Here is a 23,342-nt window from a genome sequence, read left to right as displayed (position 1 = left end):
GTACCGCAGTGAGCGGGCGGTGCTAGCTCACAAACGGAAGCGGGTCAAAAAGGGGCTGAGCAATGAGCTGAGTGTGGTTCAGAAGGCGCATAACAAAGCCGTCAATGGTGAGCGGGTGGTGATTGAACATAGTTTGGGCGGGATGAAACGCTATCGTATTTTGGTAAACAGAAATCGGCTGAAAGTAACTGCGGTGTTAGACAGACTGTTAGGCGTCTGTGCGGGCCTTTGGAATCTAACCCTCTCATAATCAACTTACACCAACTCTATTATTCATTCCCCCCAACCACACTGTAGTTAACATTTTAGCCTGTCCCATGAGTCAGGCACACAACATGAGAAACGGAAAACCGAAACAAGATAAATACCCCCGCTCGGCATCAGGCAAACCATCCGGTGGGCAGCCGCACACAACCCGGCCGCGGGAAAAAGGAGTGGAGAAATCAACTTCAAAAAACACCATAGTTCAGGCCGATTCGTACCTGGACGAATTGAAAAACGATCTGCTGGCTTTTTTCCAGATTAATGATGAACAGTCATTTACGCAGGAACAGGTTCTCGACCATTTTGACACCAGCGACCGGCGGATGAAGCTCATCATGAACGGAATGATTGGCGAACTTGTCGATGAGGGGGCCATTATACGCCAACCGGACAAAAGCTACCGGGCCGATGCTAATGCGAACCTGATTGAAGGCGTAGTTGACCACGTTAACTCACGCTTTGCCTTCGTTATTCCCACTACTGCCAACGGCATTCGGGGTGATCGCGACAATGACATCTGGGTATCGACTGATGACCTCGCCGGGGCCGTTGATGGCGACAACGTACGGGTGTTGCGTTTTGCCGATTCGCGTAACGGATCAGGAGGACGTTCTTCCCGACGTATTGAGGGCAAAGTAGCCAACATACTGGAACGTGGCCGTACAGAACTGGTAGGTCGCATTGAAGTCTGGGAAACCTACGGCTTCGTAGTGCCTGACAGCAAAAAGATTTACGACGACGTTTTTATCCCGAAAGAAAAACTGGGGGGAGCGAAAGACGGCGAAAAAGTCATTGTTCGCCTGACCAAATATCCCGTCCCGGATAGTCATAAACAACGCTTTGAAGGTGAAGTTAGCACGGTATTAGGCATAGCTGGTCAGAACAATACCGAGATGCACGCTATTCTGGCCGAGTTTGGTTTACCGATTGACTTTCCGGCCGATGTAGAGAAGGAAGCAGAGGAAATTCCAACGAAGATTCTAAAAAAGGATATCGCCAAACGACGGGATATGCGCGATATAACCACCTTCACGATCGACCCAATCGATGCGAAGGATTTCGATGATGCGCTGTCTGTACAGATGCTCGATAACGGCAACTATGAAATTGGTATCCACATTGCCGATGTAACTCACTACGTATTGCCCGGTTCAAAACTGGAGGCCGAAGCCTATAAACGCGCCACATCGGTTTATCTGGTTGACCGGGTAGTGCCTATGCTGCCCGAGAAACTGTCGAATGGCCTGTGTTCACTCCGGCCTAACGAGGATAAAATGACCTTCTCGGCCGTATTTGAGATGACTCCCGACGCCAGGATTGCTAAAGAATGGTTTGGACGGACGGTGACGCACTCCAACCGGCGTTTTGCTTATGAAGAAGCGCAGGACATTCTGAACAGCAATAGTGGCGATTACCTGGAAGAACTCCGGCTACTGAATGAACTGGCCTACAAACTCCGCGATGAGCGTTTCAAAAACGGGGCCATCAACTTTGAAACCGTTGAGGTTCGCTTTCGACTGGATGAGAATGGTGTTCCACTGGCTGTCTACCCAAAAATTCGTCAGGATACGAATAAACTCATTGAGGAGTTCATGCTGCTGGCTAATAAACGGGTGGCCGAGTTTGTGCATTCGCTATCTAAGCAAAATAAGGGGGATGAGGAAAACACAATGGTGTATCGGGTACACGAAGCGCCCGATGATGAAAAACTCCGTAGTTTCTCGGATTTTGCCCGACGCCTGGGCTACAAGCTCAACGTTGACGACGAGAATCTGTCCAACTCTATGAATCGGTTCATGAGCAGCATTGAGGGAAAGCCCGAAGCGGGTATGTTGCAGCAGTTGGCCGTTCGGACTATGTCGAAAGCCCGGTACAGCACCGAAGACTTGGGACATTTTGGCCTGGCCTTTAGGCGGTATTCGCATTTTACATCACCCATCCGTCGTTATCCCGACATGATGGCGCACCGACTGCTCCAACATTACCTGGACAAAGGCAAACCCGTTGATGTTGAAGAATACGAGGAAAAATGCCGTCACTCATCGGAGCGGGAGAAAATGGCCGCCGAAGCCGAACGGGCCAGCATCAAATACAAGCAGGTTGAGTTTATGAGCCGCATGGCACCCAACCAGGCCTTCGAAGGGGTTATTTCGGGCGTTACCGATTTTGGTATTTTTGTGGAAATCACGGAAAATAGCTGCGAAGGACTAGTTCGGATGCAGGACCTGAGCGACGACTTCTACGAGTTCGATAAAGACAATTACCGTATTGTTGGTCAGCGACATAAGAAAATGTACACCTTCGGTGACCCCGTTGTTGTGCGGGTGAAAGAAACGAATCTGGCCCGCCGGAGTATGGATTTTGCGCTGGTGAGTGATAAGGCGGGTAACGTCTCTGACTCAGACGGATCAACTTCCCGTCGGCGGGACGACAATCGGCGTTCATCGTCAGGTGGTTCGCGCTCGGGAGCATCCTCTTCTCGCCGAACGGACAAGTCAGGAAGCAAGCAGGCACCAGCGGCAAAAGGCGAAAACCGGCGCGGTGGACGCGGCCGTCGGTAAAAAGTAACGGGGTATTTAGTGTTTGGCTTGCTTAAAAGCCATTGCATCTGTTATATTTGCAGGCCCAAATAGGGAAACACCCGCTTCCGTAGTTCAATGGATAGAATTTCGGTTTCCGGTACCGACGATAGGGGTTCGAATCCCTTCGGGAGCACAGATTGGTTGATTTAACTCGCTGACTTGAAAATAGTTAGCGAGTTTTTTTGTATGTTGACGATATGGTTGACGAAACTCTAAAATCATGAATATTTGACTTCCTAAAAGGTTCTACGCCGTTAGCACTATACAACCAATTCTTGGAAAAACTGGCAAAACACTTCGAGGATAAAGGTTTGGAAAATGGAATTGAACAAGCAGAACACTACAAGGTATGCGGCCTAATAAGGAGTTTTGAAAATGAGATTGTCAGTGTAGCGCAGAATAAATACAATAGAGCTGATCACATGAGTGATCAGATTGGTACTTTAACAGGGTCATTTGGTGGCCATAACCTTTGGTGGTTTCTGAAATACTTTTTGCGCCAATAGATGAATTTTAGAAGGTACTATAATTAGTTCTATCTCTTTTCAGCGTAGCGTTTCCGTCTTATGAGACTCTGACCAAACCAAGTAGCCATTAATGGCCGCTCGTTTGGTTCAAAGATAGAATTTATATTGCCACACAGTTAAAATCAATCTGTTATATGGGTGTGTTAGCCGTAGTAATTGTTTTATGCGTATTGGCCTATTTTTTGAATTATTCTAAGAAAAACGCAGTAAAAGAAGAGCCACATGAAGAAGCTATTGAAAACAACAATGAGGACTTACTAAGCAAATCAGACTCGAAAGAAAAACGTAAAGGTAAATCTAAAGAGTGGCAAAAATTTAGAACTAAAATAGCGGGGCTTAAGTATCACAATGCAATTTCTGTTATACACACCTTAGAAATTGGGAATCAGTTATCTCTTGTTAGAGAACCAAAAAACGCATACGATACAAATGCGACTAAGGTTATGTACAAAAAATACTTTTTAGGATACATTCCTGCGGACGATGCCGGAATAGTAGCAAAAAGTTTGGATGCAGGCGAAAAACTTAGCGCTGAAATAGCCAAGGTGTATGTAAGTCCCTATGATAACGGAGACGGCCCTTACATGGATGTAAGTATTTATGTAATCAGGAATGCAATAGAATGATTGGACGGATTGATAAGTCTCAATCAGGACAATGGCTCGGCATAACTAACTTCTCCCAAATCAATTAGCGTATAACGAGTCTACTCGTCACGCTTTTTCTCTTTGTCCCCATTCACGTATAACCATTCATCTATTTTCTGACTTTTGTAGATCGTTATTTCCGAGCGAACACAACGATGCGCTATATTTAACCGGAAATAACGCATCGTATGAAAACCCTTTTCTGGGCCATTGTGCTAGTTAGTCAATTTAATCAACCTGTGTTAGCTACCGTTTGGCCCGATAGCACGGGCAAACCGGCTGATTCGTTGCGTAAAGTTCAGCTAAACGAAATTGTCATAACGGCCTCACGCGTACCGGAGAGTATCCTGAAATCGCCGGTGAGTATTGAGTTACTGGACAGTAGGCAGATTCAGCTTTCAGCGCAGCCTTCGTACTTCGATGCCATCGAAAACCTGAAAGGCGTTCAGTTGCTTACATCCAGTATGGGTTTTAAGGTGTACAATACACGGGGCTTTGCCAACCCCACCAACGTGCGGTTTGTGCAGTTGGTAGATGGGATGGATAATCAGGCCCCGCACATCGGGGCGCCCATTGCCAACGCCCTTGCCCCGTCGGACCTGGATATTCAGCGGGTGGAAGTAGTGCCGGGGGCGGCTTCAGCACTTTATGGATTAAATGCCCTGAATGGTCTCGCACAACTCATCACTAAAGACCCATTCTCGTCGCCGGGATTAAGTTTTAGCCAGAAAACGGGCGTTAATCACGTGAATGATCCGCTGGTATCGGCCAAAGTATACAGCGAAACCAGTGTACGGTATGCCCGGACGGTTGGTTCACGATTTGCCTTTAAAGTCAACCTTACCTACCAGCGTGGCTACGATTGGATTGCTAACGATGTAACGGACTTGAATCCAAATGCAAATACATCGCTGGGATTAACGGGAACTAGTAATCCCGGCAGTGATCTGGTGAATAAGTACGGGGATGAATCCCCCAACCGACAAACGATCACCCTGAACGGCAAGAAATATGTGGTATCCCGAACGGGTTATTTTGAGAATGAAACGACGGATCTGAGCCTTCGCAACCTGCGGGGCGACATGGCTTTTTTCTGGCGTATTCGTCCGTCGTTAACCATCTCGTATCAGTATAAGGCAGCCACACTCGACAATGTGTACCAGCGCACCAACCGCTTTCGGCTGGACAATTACGTACTCGATCAGCACGGCCTGACGCTCGAATCGCCCTCTGTACACGTCCGGGTGTACAGAACCTGCGAAAACACGGGGGATTCGTACAACATACGCTCCATGGCCGAAAATATTGACCGTTCCTTTAAAGCTAACAGTCAATGGTTCTCCGATTTCTCCAGTCAGTTTTCTGCCAGCACGGCCTCTGGGCAATCGATTAATGATGCTTTACAGACCGCCCGCACCACGGCCGACGCCGGACGCCCACAACCCGGTTCGGTGGCTTTCAACGATCAGGTTGCTAAACGTCGTACCATCAATAACTGGGATGTTGGGGCGGCCCTCCAGGTGAAATCCTGGATGTATCACGCAGAAGGACAAGTGGAGCCTACGCGGGTGCTGTGGGCTGGTTTTAGGCAAAAAACGGGTATCAATCTATTGGCAGGTTTAGATTATCGGCGTTACGTTGTTTTCCCGGATGGCAACTATTTCATCAATCCTGATAGAACTAATAATGATCTGATTTATGACAAAACAGGAGGCTTTGTGCAGGCATCGCGCTCCTTCTTTAGTGAGCAGCTCAAACTAAGCGGGTCGTTGCGGGTCGATAAAAATCGCTATTTTGATGCAAAGGTCAACCCGCGCATTTCGGCTGTATTTACCCCGGTTCAGGATCATACTATCCGGGTATCGTACCAAACAGGATATCGGTTTCCATCGCTGTTCGAAGCTTTTTCTAACGTTAATTCGGGCGGAGTGAAACGCGTGGGAGGACTAAAAATCATGTCGCAGGGTATTTTTGAGCATTCCTACTTCCGCACCTCTATAGATGCGTTTCAGGCGGCTATTAACACGGATGTCAATACGAATAAGCTAACCACCGACCAGGCTATTCAGAAGAACAAGGGCTTACTGAAGCCCAATACGTATACCTACCTGAAACCTGAACAGGTCAACAGCATCGAACTAGGCTACAAAGGGCTGTTCTTCGACCGAAAACTGTACATTGACGTCGATTTTTACTACAATGTATACCGCAACTTTATAGCACAAGTGGAAGCTAACATCCCTAAAGGCAGTAATCCTGATTCGCTGGCCTACCACTTAGCCGACCGTAATCAGCAGGACCGCTACCGACTCTGGACCAATTCAAAAACCACGGTTTATAATTATGGATCGGGCGTAGGGGTCCGGTATTCGGCGGGGAGAGACTGGGTTTTTTCCGGCAATGCGTCGCTGGCGCAGTTGGCTCGCACCGACCAGGGAGATGGCCTGGAAGAAGCATTCAACACGCCGAAATGGATTACGAACATGGGCATCTCGAACCCGGCCATCTACCAGAACGTGGGGTTTTCAGTTACTTATAAATACCAGAGTACGTTTCTATGGCAATCGTCGCTGGCAACGGGAACGGTTCCGGCCATCAACACGTTCGATGCCCAAATCAGCTACACCGTGCCCGGGTCGAACCGGTTATTCGGCCCACTTTCGTTTAAAGTTGGCGGAACAAACCTGCTGAATCGCCCCTACACCACGTTCACTGCCGGACCCAGTGTAGGCGGATTTTATTACGCCACGGTCGTGCTGGCCTTGTCGGCATTAAACTGAAGGTTGATAAATTTGATAACCCTAATCCAGCTTTGAGCGTTTTGAAAGTTAGTCTCAACCTCATGGCCGATGAATAAACTTCCGCTCGATTTTTACCAGTCTCACGATACGCTGACCCTTGCTCAACTTTTACTTGGCTGTGAACTTGTACACGAGCATTTGGAGGGTACTACTGTTGGTATAATCGTCGAAACCGAAGGATACCTGACCGATGACCCGGCCTGTCATGCTTACCGACGGCAGACAACGCGTAACGCGGCTATGTTTGGCCCCGCCGGAACACTGTACGTTTACCAGATATACAATCACTATAACTGCATCAACGTGGTAACGGGGCCGGAAGGAGTGGGCGAAGCCGTGTTAATTCGTGCGCTAGAACCAACGGAGGGCATTGAGTTGATGGGTGCCCGGCGTAACGAAGCCTTCAAGACGGGTTTTGCCCGTTACCGGCAGAATACCATCGACCCCACCACTGCCGACGGACAGCGGAATCTGGCTAACGGCCCCGCCAAACTCACCGTGGCGATGGGCATCGGACGAACGGAACATAATGGCATATCACTGATTATGGGTGATATATACATTCGCGGACCGGTACTGCACGACTTCGACATGGTAACAACCACCCGAATCGGACTGACTCAGGGAGTTGATTTGCTCTACCGGTATTATATTAAAGGGAATAAGTTTGTGAGTAAGAAATAGATCGTCTGCTTTCAGTAATGCTATCCCCTTCATCTACTCGACAATCCGGAATAATCTATTCCAGCGGATTTTATGCCAGATATCAGCCGGAACGGGGTCAATGGACATCCAGACGAAGACAGCTTTTCCTACAACGTGGTCTTCGGGTACAAAACCCCAATAGCGCGAATCTTCCGAGTTATGGCGGTTGTCGCCCATCATGAAGTAATAATCCTGTTTGAACGTGTACGTCGTTATGGGTTGCCCACTAATACGCACTTCGGTTGGTGTTACCTCAACGCCGGTATTCTCTTCATATCGCTGGATAATCGGCCCATACACGGCAATAGTCTGCTCGTTTATGGGGATTGTGACGCCTTTTCTGGGTACGGTGAGTGGTCCGAAATTGTCCTGATTCCAGGGGTTTACGGAGCCGCCATAGATACCCGGCGTACTCAGGCCAGCCTGTTCGCGCATCGGTTCAATGCTGTTCACCCAGTCGAATTCAGCGAATTCGTCCCTAACCGTCTGCGTCATATTAACCCGATAACCAACTACCGTCTGCGTTTTTGTGGCGGCATTGAATGATTCCAGAGGTTGCCAGTTAATGAATGGCCCTTCAGGCGATTTGAAATCATTAACGATGTCATACTTTCGAAAAAAACGCTCATCGAGTACTTCGGTGGTTTTGACAAAATAGGTCGTTTCAGAGCGGGGTGGCGTTGGGAGTAGTTTTCCGTTGATAAATACCTGCTCCTGACGAATTTCTAAAACGTCACCCGGAATGCCGATGCACCGTTTGATGAAATTAGTCCTCAAATCGGTTGGGTAGGCAGGTTCACCGGTTTTCGGTGGTGGGTAATTGAACACGACTACATCACCGTTTTTGACATGCGTAAAGCCGGGAAGGCGATAGATGGGTAGTTGAATAGCAGTACTGAATGAGGGGATATCTGTGCCCCAAATTTTTTGGTGCGTTAGGGGGATCTGTAGTGGCGTTTTGGGCGTTCGGATACCGTAATGCAGTTTGCTGACAAACAGGTAATCGCCTACCATTAAGCTATTTTCCATCGAAGGCGTCGGGATGGCGTATGCTTCGAACGTTAGAAACCGGATGAGCGTGGCGGCTATTACCGCGAACAGCACCGAATCGAACCACTCCCGAATGGGCGATTTCTTTGCCTTGAGCGGTTTGTTATCCCGCGTTATTTTTGCCTGCTGCATAACTGGTTCTGATTGACTGTAGGAATAAGGACTAAAAACGAAATATAACGACCGGTGCTACAGAGGATTCTCTGTTTTACACCGATGGTTATATCATAGGCTGAACGTCCGTTCACTCTTTTGACAATCAAATTCAGTCGCCGAAGCAGTTAAACGGGTAACTGCTAACTCAACCAGTCGGAAGGGGTCAATATCCCCGTGCCGTATTGTCTGCTCTTGGGTCGGATGCCCCTTCATAAGAACCGTCGGGGCGTACAAGCACGCAGTCCATTCGGCCCAGTGTGTTGGTGAGTTTCTCTAGTATATAACCCCGGTTTTTTAAATAATCGATTGTCGATTCGGAGAAGGCTCCGTTTTCGAAAATGGTTTTGTCGGGGAGCCACTGATGGTGAAACTTGAGCGCGTTAACGGCTTGCTGCATGGTCATACCGTGTTCAATCACGTTCAGGATGGTTTGGTACACCGAGGTCATAATCGTAGAACCGCCCGGCGTGCCAACCACCATGAACAGTTTGCCATCTTTTTCCAGAATCGTGGGTGTCATGGACGATAGCATCCTTTTGTTGGGAGCAATGGCATTAGCCTGATTGCCCACCAGACCGTACATATTAGGCACCCCCGGTTTCACGCTGAAATCGTCCATCTCGTTATTCATAAAAAAACCGGCTCCGCTTACCACGACCCGGCTTCCGTAGCCACCGTTCAATGTAGTCGTGATACTCACCGCATTACCATCTTTGTCTACTACCGAAAAGTGGGTTGTTTCCAGACTCTCATAGCCAGGAATAACGCCCCCTTTCAGGTCGTTGCTATTGGTTGCTTTGGCCCAGGAGAAATCGGCCCAGCGGCTGCGGAGATAGTCGGGACTGATGAGTTGAGCAACCGGAACTTTTACAAAATCAGGATCGCCCAGAAATTTGGCCCGGTCGGCATACACACGCCGTTCGGCCTCTATCATCACCTGTGCAGTACTGTCGCGGTTCCAACCCCATTTACGTAAGGGAAACGGCTCCACAAAACGCATCAATTGTACCAGCGCTACGCCCCCGCTGGAGGTCGGCGGCATGGTAATTACATTGTATTCCTTGTAGGTTGCCTGAATGGGATCGCGCCAGACGGAATGGTAATTTTTGAGGTCTTCTTCGGTGATAATTCCTTTCCCGCGCACCATTTCTTCGGCCAGCAGCCGGGCGGTTTCACCTTCATAGAAGCCCGCCCGACCCTGCGCCTGAATTCGTTGCAGCGTTTTGGCCAAATCAGCCTGAACCAATTTGTCGCCGGGGTGCCAAGTCATAGTATCCGTTGGCACGATACTTTTCATAAAGTAGGATTTGCCGGGGTTGATTGTATTGAGATCACCTTTAACACGGTTCAGGCCGAGAGCATCCCGTTCGGTAAGAGCAAAGCCATTGGCGGCTAAGTCAATGGCAGGTTGCAGCACCTGCGCCCAGGTCAGTTTACCAAATCGTTTGTGCGCTTCGGCCATACCATCTACCGAACCGGGTACGCCACTGGCCAGATGTCCGCTAATACTCAAACCAGGCCGCACGTTCCCCACCGAATCGAGGTACATATCTTTGGTTGCTGCGGCCGGGGCTTTTTCGCGGTAATCGAGCGAGTAAGCTTTACCCGCATTATCCCGATATACCATGAACCCGCCACCACCAATGTTACCCGCGCCCGGATACACAACGGCCAATGCAAACTGAACAGCCACGGCCGCATCAACGGCATTGCCCCCCGCTTTAAGAATGTTCAGCCCTACCTGCGACGCTTCCGGATGTGCCGACGCCACCATGCCGTTACGCCCCGTTACCCCAACCCGGTCCGAGAAGAAGGGTTTAACGGTTGGGTCTTCGTCTTTGTACTGATAAACGCCCTGGCTTTGGGTTACTTTCGTTTGGGGTGCCTGCGTTTTGCAGGTAATGAATCCGGCGGCAATAAGAATAAAGAGAGAATACCGGGTAATGGATCGCTTCATAGGAACGGTCATGTTAGGTTGTAATCGCTTCGCAAACTACAAAAAAAGCAGCCTTCTTCCGCTGCACGAATCAACCACTTATCCAGTAGAGCCCCATCCTCATCCTAAATGCGTTGTTGAATCAAAACCAAAGCAGTACATTCATTGGCACTTTCGCTCTCTACTACCCGATGGCCTTCATTCGTCAGACCCTTGAAAGTTTCCGGTTTGCCTGGCAGGCGCTCCGCTCGAATCTTCTCCGCACGATGCTCTCGCTGCTTGGCGTAACAATTGGTATTTTCGCCATCATCGCCGTATTTACGCTGGTGGATTCGCTGGAGCGCAACATTCGGGATAGCCTGTCATTTATCGGTGATAAGGTAGTGTACGTCGAAAAATGGCCCTGGGTCTTCGGGGGAGAGTACCAATGGTGGAAGTATTTTCAACGTCCGGAGGCTTCCTATAAAGAATATCGTTTGCTGAGCGAGCAGCTCGAAAATGCCGAAGCTGTAGTAGCCATGTCTTTTAAAGGTCGGGTGACGGTCAAGAATGGTAATAACAGTATGTCATCGCTTATCCAGGGGACAACGTTGGATTACAATAAAATTTCGGATGTCCCTATTAGTCAGGGTCGGTATTTTACCCAACAGGAAATCGATGTATCCCGGAATGTAGCTATCATTGGGTCTGATGTAGCCGAAAATTTATTCCCCAACCAGGAACCAACGGGCAAAACGCTTAAAATCAATGGCCTGAACTTCACGGTTATTGGTGTTCAGGAGAAAAAAGGGGAGAGCATCATTAATGTAGGCGGCAATCCTGATATTAAATGTATGATTCCTTATGGCGCTTTTGCCAAAATGTTTCACTCGCTCAACCCGAACGTCAGAATAGCGGTGAAGGGTTATGCTTCCGATCAGGGTTTACTGGAACTGGAAAGCGAAGTCAGAGGTATTATGCGCACCCGGCGCGGACTCCGTCCTCTACAGGATGATAACTTTGCCATCAATCGCCCCGAAGCACTGGCGCAGGCTATCAGTGGTATCTTTACCGTGTTGACCCTGGCGGGTTGGGTAATTGGTGGATTCTCTATTTTGATCGGGGGCTTTGGTATTGCCAACATCATGTTCGTCAGCGTGAAAGAGCGCACCAATATTATAGGTATTCAAAAATCACTGGGTGCCAAGAATTATTTTATTCTGTTCCAGTTTCTGTTCGAGGCTGTTCTGTTGAGCCTGGTGGGCGGGCTGGCGGGTATTCTATTGGTTTACCTACTGTCGTTCCTTGATCTGGGGAGTCTCGACCTTCAGTTGACGGCGGGTAATATTGCCCTTGGCCTGGGGGTTTCCAGCATTATCGGTATTGTATCGGGCATCGTTCCTGCTTTTTCGGCCTCCCGACTCGATCCCGTAATTGCCATCCGGGCGAAATAGGTTTATGGTTCATCGTGTATGGCTGGCTGGCGTGTTATCCATACACCGTAAACTACTCCCCCCTCGGCACTACCAGGACCACGTCTTCTTTTTCGATAATCACTTGTCCAGGAGCCATACCTTTCGGTTTGCGGACGAATTTTTTTGGCGTTACTGTAACGGGGCATAAACTATCCGTTCGGCGTTTTGAGTGCCAGGCCGCTAATTCAGCGGCCCGTTCGATAACAGGCCTGGGAAAAGGTTTACCAGCCTGGTACTTGAGGATTACATGCGAGCCGGTCACATCACGGGCGTGCAGCCAGAGATCATCCTTGTAGGCATATTTCTGGGTTAACAGATCATTGTTTTTTGCATTCTTACCAATCAGCACCCGAAAACTATCGACCATTACTTCTTTAAAAAGAGGACCTGACTCAGTCGTTGCTATTTTATTAGTAGTACCTGCCAACAAGGTCTGCTTACTGAATCGGCGTAATTCTTTAAGCGTTTTAATGCCTCCCAGTTCATCTTTCTGCTGCTTAATCTGCTGGAGTTCCCGTTCCCGCGATTCAATTAAATTGGCTAAATGCTGTTCTTCAATTTTTTCATTTTTCGCCTTGCGGTAAAAGTTTTCAGCGTTTTTCTGCGGACTGAGATCTGGCTTAAGTTTCAGCGTAACCGGCTGATCCCGGTAAAAATCGTATACCGTTAACCGTTCAGGTGATTTTGCACCGGGCACTTGTGGTACATCGTGCAGGTTAGCCATCAGGAGATGGCCCATCTCCTCGTGGGTGGCCGTTTCTTCCCGCGACAGCATTCGGTTCATTGACGCATCAAGCTGATTGTCAATTCTTTTCTGTTTTTTCTCAAGTAGCCTTAGCAGCGTGGCTTTCTCCTGCTCGAAAAGGCTTAGGCCTGTGTAAGCGATATAAAACCCGGTGGCAGCTTCCATAGGGCCATTATACGCACGTTGTATGTCGCCTGATGGCAATAAGCTCAGTGTAGGTTTGTGATGCAGGCGAGTCAGATAATAGTGGGGATACTCAAGCTGGTGCAGCACATCCTGAATGATGGCCCATTTCGTGATTCCATCCACAGCATCTTTTTGTTCGATCCACTCATTTACCACTTTCCCAAATGTAGGAAACAACGTTCGCTGGTCGAAACCTGCCCGTTCAAACGCTTCAAAAGACTGATCGATAGGACGGTCAAAGCCATCCAGCAACAATCGTTCATCGCCTGTCAACTGACGATTGAAAAGGTCGATAACGTCGTTATTTTGGAAAGCCAACAGGTTAGGACGATTACCGAAAAATTTGAACAAAAGCGAGAAACCACCTTCCAGCACAATAGCCAGACAACGCTCATTCAAAAATGACTTCACGTCAATTACCCGGCGCTCATTACCCGGCTCGCCAGCGGCTACTTCCAGTAAATTGATGCTGTTGGTCCGGGCACGGTGTATTGTTTCCGGAAACACTAATCCAGAGAAATCAGGGCGAAGTGTCGCTTTCACATAAAAGGGCTTGTAGTAGTTATTTTTCCCCTTTGCCTGCGCAAAAACTAGTATTACCTCATCCCGATCCTGACTAAAACATTCCATAAATCGCAGACCAGAATCAGGATTATTAGATGATTCAGGAAGGGCTATCAAGTGTGATTTAAGAGATGGAGCGAGTTGTCGAAGGAAGTAGTAGTTTGTGTGCATAAGGGTACAAAAGTAATGCAGTCATAATGTTAAGTGCGTTTAATTTTACTGTAGTTTGAATAGGAAAATACATAAAATTTTATAACTATTTAAATATTAACTTTCTGTTTTATAAGTAAATATGCTTAATTATCAAGTAGTTATTAATTTGTAAGATATGATTTAATATATAATTAATACTCCTTTAATAATCTACATATCACAGTTTTATTAAGATTTCTTTTTGAAATATAATTTAAACGATATAATTTTGATGTGTTTAACTCAATATAAAACCAACCTAATCTTCATGAGAGCAACGTTCTACAGGTTTCTGCAGACCGCTTTTTTGGGTGCAGCCCTCCTGCTATGGAGCTTCAATGCTTCTGCCCAAGACCGTCGTCTGACGGGGAAAATTACGAGTATCGATGGCCCGGTTCCGGGAGCCAACATTGTGCTGAAAGGTACGCAGACAGGTACTTCGACCGATGCAAATGGCGAGTATTCACTCAATATCCGGGGCAATAATCCGGTATTGGTGATATCCGCTATCGGGTTTAAAACCCAGGAAGTAAACGTAGGAAATCGTTCGGCCCTTAACGTTACAATCGAAGACGATGCTACGGCACTGTCAGAAGTAATCGTTACAGGTTATACGACAGACAACAAACGCGACAATACGGGTGCTGTTTCAACCGTAAAAGCCAAAGATCTGGCTGCTATCCCTTCCGGGAACGTTGAGCAACAGTTACAGGGTCGCGTATCCGGTGTAACGGTTATTACGAACGGACAGCCTGGTACAACCAGTATTGTTCGGGTGCGGGGTTTTGGTGCCTTCGGTGGTAACGAGCCTTTGTACGTTGTAGACGGTGTGCCAACGGGAGGTGTCAACTTTGTTGCACCTGACGATGTCGAATCAACTACAGTGCTGAAAGATGCTGCCGCTGCCTCTATTTACGGAGCACGTGCCGCCAATGGTGTAATTGTTATTACAACTAAAAAAGGACAGCGCAAAGCCCGTAAACTGAGCATCAGCTACGATGGTCTTTATGGTTTTACCGATCCGGGCAATGGCCAGCCAATCCTGAATCCACAACAACAGGCCGATTGGACCTGGAACGCTATCCGGAATACAGCGATTGCCAACGGCAAAACGCCGGATTTCAGCAACGTGGCTGGTGGTCAGTACGGGAAAGGACAAACTCCTGTTTTGCCGGATTACATTAACGTAGGTGGTGTAGGTGGTGTAATCGGTACAGTCGATTTAGCCGCTGCAAAAGCTAAATACAATACCGACATTACTGCTGGCCCTATTTATCAGGTTGTTCGGGCCAACAAAGAAGGAACTAACTGGTACAAAGCCATTACCCGTAATGCACCTATTTTCCGTCAAACGCTTGGCTTCTCGGGCGGTACGGAAAGCAGTCGTTACTATGTTAGCGTAGGCATGCAGGATTTGAAGGGTATTCTGAATAATAACAGCTCAACCCGTTACAATTTCCGTGTCAATACAGAATTTGACATTACCAAGAAGCTGCGGTTTGGCGAAAACCTGCAGCTTACCTATTTATCGAACAAAGGTATTACGGGTGGTAATGGTGGCCGGGGTGTATCGGCCGACGAAAACGACATTCTCCAGGCTTTCCGTATGCCGCCAATCATTCCCGTATACGATGAGTTTGGCGGATACGCCGGTACGGCTGCTCCTGGTTTTAATAACCCACGTAGCCCCGTGGCTAGCCGTGACCGGATTGCCAACAATGGTAACTTCAATGCGCTCGGCTTCGGCAATATGTACCTGGAGTACGACCTGCTTGATGGACTGACGTTGCGTAGCAACATTGGTATGCAATATGGTAGCTACTACTACAATAACTACGGGCCAAAACAGTACGAGAATTCGGAGAACAACACGACCTACACATTTAGTGAAGGATCAGGTTATAATTTCGGTTACACCTTTACCAACCAGGCGCAGTATCGTAAGAAGTTTGGTCTTCACGACATTGACGTGTTGGCGGGTGTAGAAGCACTCAATACGGGTAAGGGCCGGAACGTAAGCGGTAACGGTACCAATCCGTTCTCGCAGGATATTTCTTACGTAACGCTTAGCAACCTGGCTACTACCGGCCGTCAGGCTAACAGTGACCTGTTCAGCGGTGTGAACTTCTATTCGTTGTTTGGTCGGGTCAATTATATTTTCAACGACAAGTATATCCTGACCGGCGTTGTCCGGCGCGATGGTTCGTCCCGTTTTGGGGCCAACAACCGGTATGGTGTATTCCCCGCCGTTTCGGCAGCTTGGCGTATATCGTCGGAGAATTTCATGAAGAACCTTCCCTGGGTATCGGACCTGAAAATTCGCGGTGGCTACGGGTTAATGGGTAACTCGAATAACGTTGACCCAAACAACCAGTACAGTCTGTATGCCTCTAACCCGGGTAACGGGTATGACATCAATGGGACAAACAGCTCTATTAGCCCGGGCTTCTTCCGGAGCCGCATTGGTAACCCCAACGCTAAATGGGAAACCAGTACCACTACCAACATTGGTATCGATGGGGCGTTCCTGAACAACCGCCTGGAAGTCATCTTCGATCTGTGGCGGAAAGATACCCGGGACCTGCTGTACACGGTTCCTCTGGCCGGTGTAATTGGAGACCGTGCCAGTGCACCAGCGGTAAACGTTGCCAGCATGCGTAACCAGGGTGTTGATATTCAGATTATCACCCGCGGCAAGATTACAAGTGATTTAAGCTACGAACTGAATGCCACGGGTGGTTTCCTACAGAACACGATCCAGTCGTTGGCTCCCGGGAACACTTATTTCGATGCGGGTGGTACACGCCTGAACGGAAACGTTGTTCGTAACCAGGAAGGGCAATCGATTTCTTCATTCTTTGGCTATAAAGTAGTTGGTTTGTTCAACACAACCGAAGAAGTGAAAAGTGCTCCAACGCAGGAAGGTGCTGGATTAGGCCGGTTCCGTTACGCTGACATCAACGGTGACGGAAAAATCACGGCGGATGACCGCACGTTCCTGGGTAGCCCGGTTCCTAAGTTCAATGGTGGTTTGAATCTGACGCTGCGTTACAAAGGCTTTGACTTCAATACCTACGCTTACACATCCCTGGGTAACAAGATTTTCAACAACTCGAAATGGTTTACGGATTTCTATCCTTCCTTCACGGGAGCAGCGGTTAGTGCCCGTGTCCTGAATTCCTGGACACCGACAAATACCAACACAACTATTCCCATCTTTGAAGGTGTGTCGAACTTTAGCACCAACACAGTGCCTAATTCGTACTATGTTGAAAACGGTTCGTACTTCCGGTTACAGAACGTGTCTGTTGGTTATAACCTACCGGCAAGCATGCTGAACGTCATTAAACTACAGCGCGTACGGATTTCGGCCTCGGCGAACAACCTGTTCACCATCACCAAGTACACTGGTCTTGACCCTGCTGTTGGCGGTAACGCTGATTCTAACTTCGGTATCGACGTAGGTAACTACCCACTGACCCGGAGTTATAACGTAGGTTTAAGCATTGGTTTCTAATAGAAAACTAGCCTGGGAGGAAAAGCCAAGAGCTTCCTCCTCCCAGGCTGGCTCTGATAACGTTTATACTCGAAATCAAAAAAATGAAAAACACAATAAAAAAAGGAGCGGGCTTACTGGTACTGCTCTCTTGTATCACGTTTGCCTGTAAGGATCAATTCCTTAGCGTGGTCCCTACCGGCCAGTTAGCTGGTCCCCAGCTAACCACGAAGGCTGGTCTTGATGGTCTGTTGCTTGGTGCCTATGCCCAGTTGAATGCTCGTGGTTACAGCCAGTCGGCCAGTTCAAACAACTGGATGCGAGGAAGTGTCTCCGGTGGTGATGCTAACAAAGGCTCCAACTCAGGTGATTTTAACGCCTTGACCCCGTTTCAACGGTATGAGTTACAGGCTGCCAGTGGCGAAGTAAATGCGAAATGGCGAGCTATGTTTGAGGGCGTAAGCCGCTCCAACGCTACCCTCCGGACGCTGACATCGGCAGGAGCCGATGTGTCGGCCGATGATAAAAAGCGTATCACGGGCGAAGCGCGCTTCCTGCGCGGTCACTACTACTTCGAGCTGAAGCGGTCGTTTAACATGGTTCCTTACGTTGATGAAACAAAGGACTATGGAGTTGGAATTACTGAGGTTGGTAATGATGCGAGCATCTGGCCCCAAATTGAAGCTGATTTCAAGTTTGCCTATGATAACCTGGTTGAAACCCCAGGTGCTGCCGGCCGCGCCAATAAGTGGGCTGCCGCTTCTTATCTGGCCAAGGCGTATATGTATCAGAAGAAGTACGCGGAAGCAAAAGCCCTCTTCGATCTGATCATTGCCAATGGTAAAACGGCTAATGGTAAGAAATACGGTCTGGTTCCTATGTACTCCCGCGTGTTCAATGCGGAGTATGACAACAATGAAGAGTCCGTGTTTTCTATTCAGGCAGCTGCCAATGCCGGTAGTTCAGATAATGCCAACCCTGATTTGGTGCTGAACTTCCCCTACAATACGGGTTCCAATGGCCCAGCCGGTTGCTGCGGATTCTTTGCGCCCAGCTTTGAGTTAGCCAACTCATTCCGTACGGATGCCAATGGCCTGCCCTTACTGGACGGTTCTTACAATTCGGCCGCTAATGCCCTGAAAACAGATCAGGGTATCGACTCGAAAGCTGCCTTCACACCAGACGCAGGTCCGGTTGACCCTCGTTTAGACCATTCTATTGGTCGTCGGGGTATCCAGTATCTGGATTGGCAGCCACACCCAGGTCTTGACTGGATTCGTGACCAGGGCTTTGCCGGTCCTTACTCACCTAAGAAGTTTGTTTTTTATAAGTCGCAGGATAAAGTGCTAACCGATGGTAGCTCCTGGACAGATGGTTATTCGGCTATCAATTACAACATCATTCGTTATGCCGATGTATTGTTGATGGCTGCTGAAGCCGAAATTGAAGTAGGTAGCCTGGCTACGGCATTATCGTACGTGAACCTGGTTCGCGCACGGGCTGCCAACCCCGCTGGCTTTGTCACGCAGAATGGCCAACCAGCCGCAAACTACGTCATCAAGCCCTATCCTGCTTTTGCTGATAAAGTAGCTGCTCGCACCGCCGTTCAATTTGAACGTAAACTGGAACTGTCGGGCGAAGGTCACCGTTTCTATGACCTCGTTCGTTGGGGTACTGCGGCTACCGTGCTGAATGCCTACCTGGCATACGAAGCACCTTTATTGCCAACTGGCTTCCTTGGAGCTAAGTTTACGGCGGGCAAAGATGAGTATATGCCAATTCCGCAAACGCAGATTGATCTTCAGAAGGGTCTGTTGAAACAGAATCCTGGTTATTAATTATCTGTATAGCTGAGTAAGTAAAGCAGCCGGTTCTGACAATCAGAACCGGCTGCTTTTGTTTTATGACAGGGATAAACTGCCAGAACTGAGTAATAAACCCTGCTGCTCTTCTTCATTCATCATATTCCATCGTACAATTATTCATTAAGCTACATGGACCTCGATCAACTCCGCGCCGAGCTTCGGCAGGAACACAAAGATATTCTGGCTTACTGGCAGCGTTATGCGCCCGATGCTGAACAGGGGGGATTCTACGGTCGGGTCAATTACCAGAATCAGCCGGATGCCCGTGCTGATAAGGGAATTGTGCTCAATTCCCGCATCCTGTGGTCGTTCTCGGCGGCCCTGCGGCATACGCACCATGAGGAATACCGCGCAACAGCCGACCGGGCGTTTCAGTATATCCAACGGCACTTTTTTGACCCGAAATACGGCGGGGTATACTGGTCCGTAACGGCTGATGGTCAACCCAAATACCCGCTTAAACACTTATATGGACAGGCTTTCGCGCTCTATGGGTTGAGCGAATATGTACGTGCGACCAGTTCTGCCCCTGCTTTGGCCCTGGCTAAAGTCCAGTTTCAGCATATGGTAAACTATGCGTACGACAGTCGGAGGGGAGGATTTGTTGAAGCATTGGCACAGGATTGGTCACCAGCCAGAGACTATATTATCAGTAAATATGATAACCGCGAAAGCAAAACGATGAACACCAGCCTGCACCTGCTGGAGTCGTTCACCAGTTTATACCGCGTCTGGCCCGATAAATCGGTTGCCGATCAGATACGTGGGATGCTGCGTATGTTTCTGGAACATATCGTTGATTCCAAAACCTACCGTATGAATCTGTTTATGGATGACGACTGGAACATTAGGCGGACGGCGATCTCGTATGGGCATGACATTGAAGCTTCCTGGCTTTTACCCGAAGCTGCCAACATGTTGGCTGAAAAAAATTCGACGGATAAAGCCCTGCAGAAGACCATCCGTGCACTAGCTATAAATATGGCCCGTGCTGCCACAACCGGCTTTGATCCCAGCGACGGCGGAATGCATTACGAACTCGAACCCAACGGCCATCTCAATACCGAACGCTCCTGGTGGGTTTTGGCGGAAGCGATGGTCGGTTTTATGAATGCGTATCAGCTTACGCACGAAAGGGCGTTTCTGGATAAGTCAATCCGTAGTTGGGAATTCATCAAAAAGTACCTGCTCGATCTTAAAAATGGAGAATGGTTCAGTGGCGTAACCATTGACCACAAGGTGTTGGGTAGCGACAAAATCAGCATGTGGAAAGCCCCTTACCACAATAGCCGGTCCTGCCTGGAAATGTTAGAACGGCTGGAGCATCTACGGTAAATGACGAACCCTCTTTTTACGTCTATGGTTATAGAGTAGTGCCGCCCTTTTCAGGTCGGTCTGCTAACCGCTTTTCCAGTAGCTGATTCCGAATGGACGGCTTTTTACAATGCTTTATCCCAATACCTTAGAAACTAAATTAGGGTTCGATACCATCCGCGAACGGCTGAAAGAAGCCTGTATCAGTCCATTGGGTCAGGACTATGTGGAGAAAATTCGCTTTACCGATAACGTACAACTGATTGACAGGCTCCTTCGGCAAACAACCGAGTTTAAGCAGATTGTCCAGTACGAATCCGATTTTCCCAATAGTAACTACCTCGATGTTCGGCCTCAGTTAAGCCGTGCCCGTGTAGAAGGCCTCGCCCTGGCCGAAGCCGAATTCTTTGACCTGAAATTGGTACTGCGTACGGTTCAGGACTGCCTGCGATTCCTGACAAAGCGCGAGGACAACAACTTCCCGTTCCTGCGCGAACTGGCCGGGCCAGTGGGTATTGATAAAAAAATACCCGATAGCCTGGAGCGTGTTATTGACGACCGTGGTAACGTACGCGATTCGGCCTCGCCCGAACTGGCCAGTATTCGTCGTCGCATCATCAGTGAGCAGGCTAATCTCCGCAAACGACTCGACAGCATATTGCGGCAGGCCCGGCAAAACGGCTGGATTCCTGACGACCTGTCCCTCACCGTTCGCGGAGGTCGGCTGGTGATTCCAATTGCCGCCGAGCACAAACGCAAGATCAAAGGCTTCGTACACGATGAATCGCAGACGGGACAAACGGTATTTATAGAACCGGCCGAAGTGTTCGATGCCAATAACGAGATTCGCGAACTGGGATACGAAGAACGGCGCGAAATTTACCGGATTCTACTGGCTCTGACCGACCAGATTCGACCGCATCTGGAGGAGTTGAAAAAGGCCATCAATTTTCTGGCGCAGATTGATTTCATCCGCGCCAAAGCTAAACTAGCCCTTCAGTTGAATGCGGTAATGCCTAAACTTCAGGAGCGACCGCTGATTGACTGGACAGATGCCCGGCATCCATTGCTGCATCTGTCATTTACCAGGCAGGGGAAAACCGTTATACCATTAAGCGTTCGTCTGGACCAAAAGGACCGGATTCTGATTATTTCAGGGCCTAACGCGGGAGGTAAATCAGTGGCTCTCAAAACCCTTGGTCTGGTACAGTACATGCTTCAGTGCGGCCTGCTGGTGCCCATGAACGAGTATTCGGAAATGGGCGTTTTCCAGAGCTTGTTCATTGATATTGGCGATGAACAATCGCTGGAAAACGACCTCAGTACGTATTCGTCGCACCTTACGGCCATGAAGCAGTTTCTAATTGGTGCCAACAAACGGACCCTGTTTCTCATCGACGAATTCGGTACGGGAACGGAACCGGGCCTGGGTGGCGCCATTGCCGAGTCGATTCTGGAAGATCTCAATAAGTCTGGTGCCTATGGTGTGGTAAACACGCACTACACCAATCTGAAAATAATGGCCGACAAAACAGCCGGCCTGATAAATGGAGCCATGCGGTTTGATGGCGAACACCTGGAGCCCCTTTACCAGCTGGAAATCGGACGACCGGGTTCTTCCTTTGCATTCGAGATTGCGCAGAAAATTGGTTTGCCAAAAGGCGTTATTGACCGGGCTAAAGACAAGCTGGGTAATCAGCAGGTGAGTTTCGAGAAATTGCTGAAAGAACTGGACATTGAGAAACGGGTTTTTTCGGAGAAAAACCTGGAAATAAGCATCAACCAGCGTAAAGTAGCTCAGCAACTGGCTGAATATACCGCCCTGAAAACGCGCCTGGACAATGAGCAGAAGAAACTCATCAACGATGCCAAACAGAAAGCTAAAACGCTGGTGCAGGAAGCTAATCAGCGAATTGAATATACAATTCGGGAAATAAAAGAAAATAAAGCCGAGCGGGAGCCGACCAAACTGGTACGGCAGGAGCTTGAACGATTTGAGCAGCTGGAACTAAAGCCAGAGCCTGTCGTTGCTGAAACGCCCAAACCTGCCGAGGAAGAATTTGAAAACGACGGCGGAGCCATTGGTGTGGGTAGCTACGTTCGTATAGCAGGACAGTCGACGATTGGGGAAGTATTGGCCCTTCGCGGGAAAGATGCTGAAATTCGCATCGGTGATTTGAAATCGAACGTTAAACTAAACCGACTCGAAAAGGTCAGTAAGAAAACGTTTAAAGCCGCTACCGATGTGCGCGACGATCGGCCCCGCAGTCAGGGTATCGATATGAACGAGAAGATGCAGAATTTCAGTTTCAACCTCGACATTCGGGGCAAACGGGGCGAAGAAGCCATTGGCGAAGTAGACCGTTTTTTCGATGATGCATTGATGCTTGGTTATCCTGAACTCCGCATTGTTCACGGCAAAGGGGACGGCATCCTTAGAACCCTCGTGCGAAATCACCTGCGTGGCTACAAACAGGTGGGTAAAATGGAAGATGAACACGCCGACCGGGGTGGTGCGGGGGTTACTATTGTTAGAATGAAGTAGTTTAGTTGTCATTTGCTTCGCGTCATTATGTAGCCATTAATTGTCATTGCTTGTTTTGGGCAATGGTTAGTCAATATTTAGGCGGCTATACAGCCGAAGTGATAAAGTTGACGCACTCTAGGATCATTTTTCTCCAGTTTAGTGCCTTTGGGTAAGATAGAAAAAAAACGATCTAGTAGTAAACGATTGTGGTAGAGCGTCTTAATAGTGGCCATCGAGAAGGGTTGTTGACCAACGCCCTGCTCAACTTTAGCCACGTTAACCGCGCTCAGGGCTGCATTAAAATGGTAATCAAGTTTGTTGACCGAACGAG

General features: G+C 48.6%; 15 protein-coding genes and 1 tRNA gene. 12 read left to right on the top strand and 4 right to left on the bottom strand.

The features are described from left to right. From B157_RS36565 to B157_RS0133520, 7 genes are all read left to right on the top strand, one after another. Positions 1 to 250, top strand: a 250-nt coding sequence (locus B157_RS36565) for a transposase family protein (protein WP_020607668.1), incomplete at its 5' end; no start/stop codon positions are given. An 85-nt stretch (positions 251 to 335) separates the two neighbouring features. Further along, entirely contained in the window at positions 336 to 2,825 is a 2,490-nt protein-coding gene (gene rnr, locus B157_RS0133545) for a ribonuclease R (RefSeq protein ID WP_041952414.1), read from the top strand. Positions 2,826 to 2,907: 82 nt separating this feature from the next. Then, positions 2,908 to 2,979 (top strand) — tRNA-Arg (locus B157_RS0133540). A gap of 142 nt (positions 2,980 to 3,121) precedes the next feature. Beyond that, entirely contained in the window at positions 3,122 to 3,352 is a 231-nt protein-coding gene (locus tag B157_RS0133535; RefSeq protein ID WP_020607666.1) for a hypothetical protein, read from the top strand. A gap of 155 nt (positions 3,353 to 3,507) precedes the next feature. Then, positions 3,508 to 3,999 (top strand): HIRAN domain-containing protein, encoded by a 492-nt coding sequence (locus B157_RS37075; protein WP_020607665.1) that lies wholly within the window; start codon positions 3,508 to 3,510, stop codon positions 3,997 to 3,999. A 209-nt stretch (positions 4,000 to 4,208) separates the two neighbouring features. Beyond that, complete coding sequence (locus B157_RS0133525) at positions 4,209 to 6,800, top strand: TonB-dependent receptor plug domain-containing protein (protein ID WP_020607664.1); 2,592 nt, start codon at positions 4,209 to 4,211, stop codon at positions 6,798 to 6,800. 69 nt (positions 6,801 to 6,869) lie between these two features. Beyond that, the gene (locus B157_RS0133520; protein WP_020607663.1) at positions 6,870 to 7,505 is read left to right on the top strand and encodes a DNA-3-methyladenine glycosylase; all 636 of its coding nucleotides are present in this window, start codon (positions 6,870 to 6,872) and stop codon (positions 7,503 to 7,505) included. Between the two features lie 33 nt (positions 7,506 to 7,538). On the opposite strand, the gene lepB is transcribed toward B157_RS0133520, so the two are convergent. Both lepB and ggt read right to left on the bottom strand, forming a co-directional pair. Further along, positions 7,539 to 8,708: a signal peptidase I gene (gene lepB / locus B157_RS0133515; protein ID WP_020607662.1), complete on the bottom strand. Its 1,170-nt coding sequence runs from the start codon at positions 8,706 to 8,708 to the stop codon at positions 7,539 to 7,541. A 187-nt stretch (positions 8,709 to 8,895) separates the two neighbouring features. Beyond that, entirely contained in the window at positions 8,896 to 10,689 is a 1,794-nt protein-coding gene (gene ggt / locus B157_RS0133510) for a gamma-glutamyltransferase (RefSeq protein WP_020607661.1), read from the bottom strand. A gap of 170 nt (positions 10,690 to 10,859) precedes the next feature. Here ggt and B157_RS0133505 point away from each other — a divergent pair, with 170 nt between their 5' ends. Further along, positions 10,860 to 12,101, top strand: coding sequence for an ABC transporter permease (locus B157_RS0133505; RefSeq protein WP_020607660.1), 1,242 nt, complete (start codon positions 10,860 to 10,862; stop codon positions 12,099 to 12,101). A gap of 52 nt (positions 12,102 to 12,153) precedes the next feature. Here the strand turns inward: B157_RS0133505 and B157_RS0133500 are convergent, their stop codons facing one another. Beyond that, entirely contained in the window at positions 12,154 to 13,683 is a 1,530-nt protein-coding gene (locus tag B157_RS0133500; RefSeq protein ID WP_020607659.1) for an NFACT RNA binding domain-containing protein, read from the bottom strand. 394 nt (positions 13,684 to 14,077) lie between these two features. On the opposite strand from B157_RS0133500, the gene B157_RS0133495 reads away from it, so the two are divergent. The 4 genes from B157_RS0133495 to B157_RS0133480 all read left to right on the top strand — a co-directional run bounded on the left by B157_RS0133495 (position 14,078) and on the right by B157_RS0133480 (position 23,029). Then, positions 14,078 to 17,326: a SusC/RagA family TonB-linked outer membrane protein gene (locus tag B157_RS0133495; protein ID WP_020607658.1), complete on the top strand. Its 3,249-nt coding sequence runs from the start codon at positions 14,078 to 14,080 to the stop codon at positions 17,324 to 17,326. Between the two features lie 83 nt (positions 17,327 to 17,409). Continuing rightward, positions 17,410 to 19,143 carry a RagB/SusD family nutrient uptake outer membrane protein gene (locus B157_RS0133490; protein WP_020607657.1) on the top strand — a complete coding sequence of 578 codons (1,734 nt, stop codon included), beginning with the start codon at positions 17,410 to 17,412 and terminating at the stop codon, positions 19,141 to 19,143. A gap of 156 nt (positions 19,144 to 19,299) precedes the next feature. Further along, positions 19,300 to 20,505, top strand: a complete 1,206-nt coding sequence (locus B157_RS0133485; RefSeq protein WP_020607656.1) for an AGE family epimerase/isomerase — start codon at positions 19,300 to 19,302, stop codon at positions 20,503 to 20,505. A 109-nt stretch (positions 20,506 to 20,614) separates the two neighbouring features. Continuing rightward, the gene (locus B157_RS0133480) at positions 20,615 to 23,029 is read left to right on the top strand and encodes an endonuclease MutS2 (RefSeq protein ID WP_020607655.1); all 2,415 of its coding nucleotides are present in this window, start codon (positions 20,615 to 20,617) and stop codon (positions 23,027 to 23,029) included. Positions 23,030 to 23,106: 77 nt separating this feature from the next. Here the strand turns inward: B157_RS0133480 and B157_RS39210 are convergent. Beyond that, positions 23,107 to 23,342: hypothetical protein (locus B157_RS39210; protein WP_020606997.1), on the bottom strand; the 236-nt coding region annotated here is incomplete at its 5' end.

This window comes from Spirosoma spitsbergense DSM 19989 (assembly GCF_000374085.1).
GTDB lineage: Bacteria > Bacteroidota > Bacteroidia > Cytophagales > Spirosomataceae > Spirosoma > Spirosoma spitsbergense.
The sequence above is the reverse complement of the archived record's forward strand: the minus strand, read 5'-3'. Positions and strand labels throughout refer to the sequence as shown.

Bases quoted from the DNA above. Each gene is read 5' to 3' on its own strand.
- B157_RS0133495 (WP_020607658.1), top strand. From the start codon at position 14,078: ATGAGAGCAACGTTCTACAGGTTTCTGCAGACCGCTTTTTTGGGTGCA.
- B157_RS37075 (WP_020607665.1), top strand. From the start codon at position 3,508: ATGGGTGTGTTAGCCGTAGTAATTGTTTTATGCGTATTGGCCTATTTT.
- B157_RS0133480 (WP_020607655.1), top strand. From the start codon at position 20,615: ATGCTTTATCCCAATACCTTAGAAACTAAATTAGGGTTCGATACCATC.
- B157_RS0133520 (WP_020607663.1), top strand. From the start codon at position 6,870: ATGAATAAACTTCCGCTCGATTTTTACCAGTCTCACGATACGCTGACC.
- B157_RS0133485 (WP_020607656.1), top strand. From the start codon at position 19,300: ATGGACCTCGATCAACTCCGCGCCGAGCTTCGGCAGGAACACAAAGAT.
- B157_RS0133500 (WP_020607659.1), bottom strand. From the start codon at position 13,683: ATGGAATGTTTTAGTCAGGATCGGGATGAGGTAATACTAGTTTTTGCG.
- rnr (WP_041952414.1), top strand. From the start codon at position 336: ATGAGAAACGGAAAACCGAAACAAGATAAATACCCCCGCTCGGCATCA.
- ggt (WP_020607661.1), bottom strand. From the start codon at position 10,689: ATGAAGCGATCCATTACCCGGTATTCTCTCTTTATTCTTATTGCCGCC.
- lepB (WP_020607662.1), bottom strand. From the start codon at position 8,708: ATGCAGCAGGCAAAAATAACGCGGGATAACAAACCGCTCAAGGCAAAG.
- B157_RS0133525 (WP_020607664.1), top strand. From the start codon at position 4,209: ATGAAAACCCTTTTCTGGGCCATTGTGCTAGTTAGTCAATTTAATCAA.
- B157_RS0133505 (WP_020607660.1), top strand. From the start codon at position 10,860: ATGGCCTTCATTCGTCAGACCCTTGAAAGTTTCCGGTTTGCCTGGCAG.
- B157_RS0133490 (WP_020607657.1), top strand. From the start codon at position 17,410: ATGAAAAACACAATAAAAAAAGGAGCGGGCTTACTGGTACTGCTCTCT.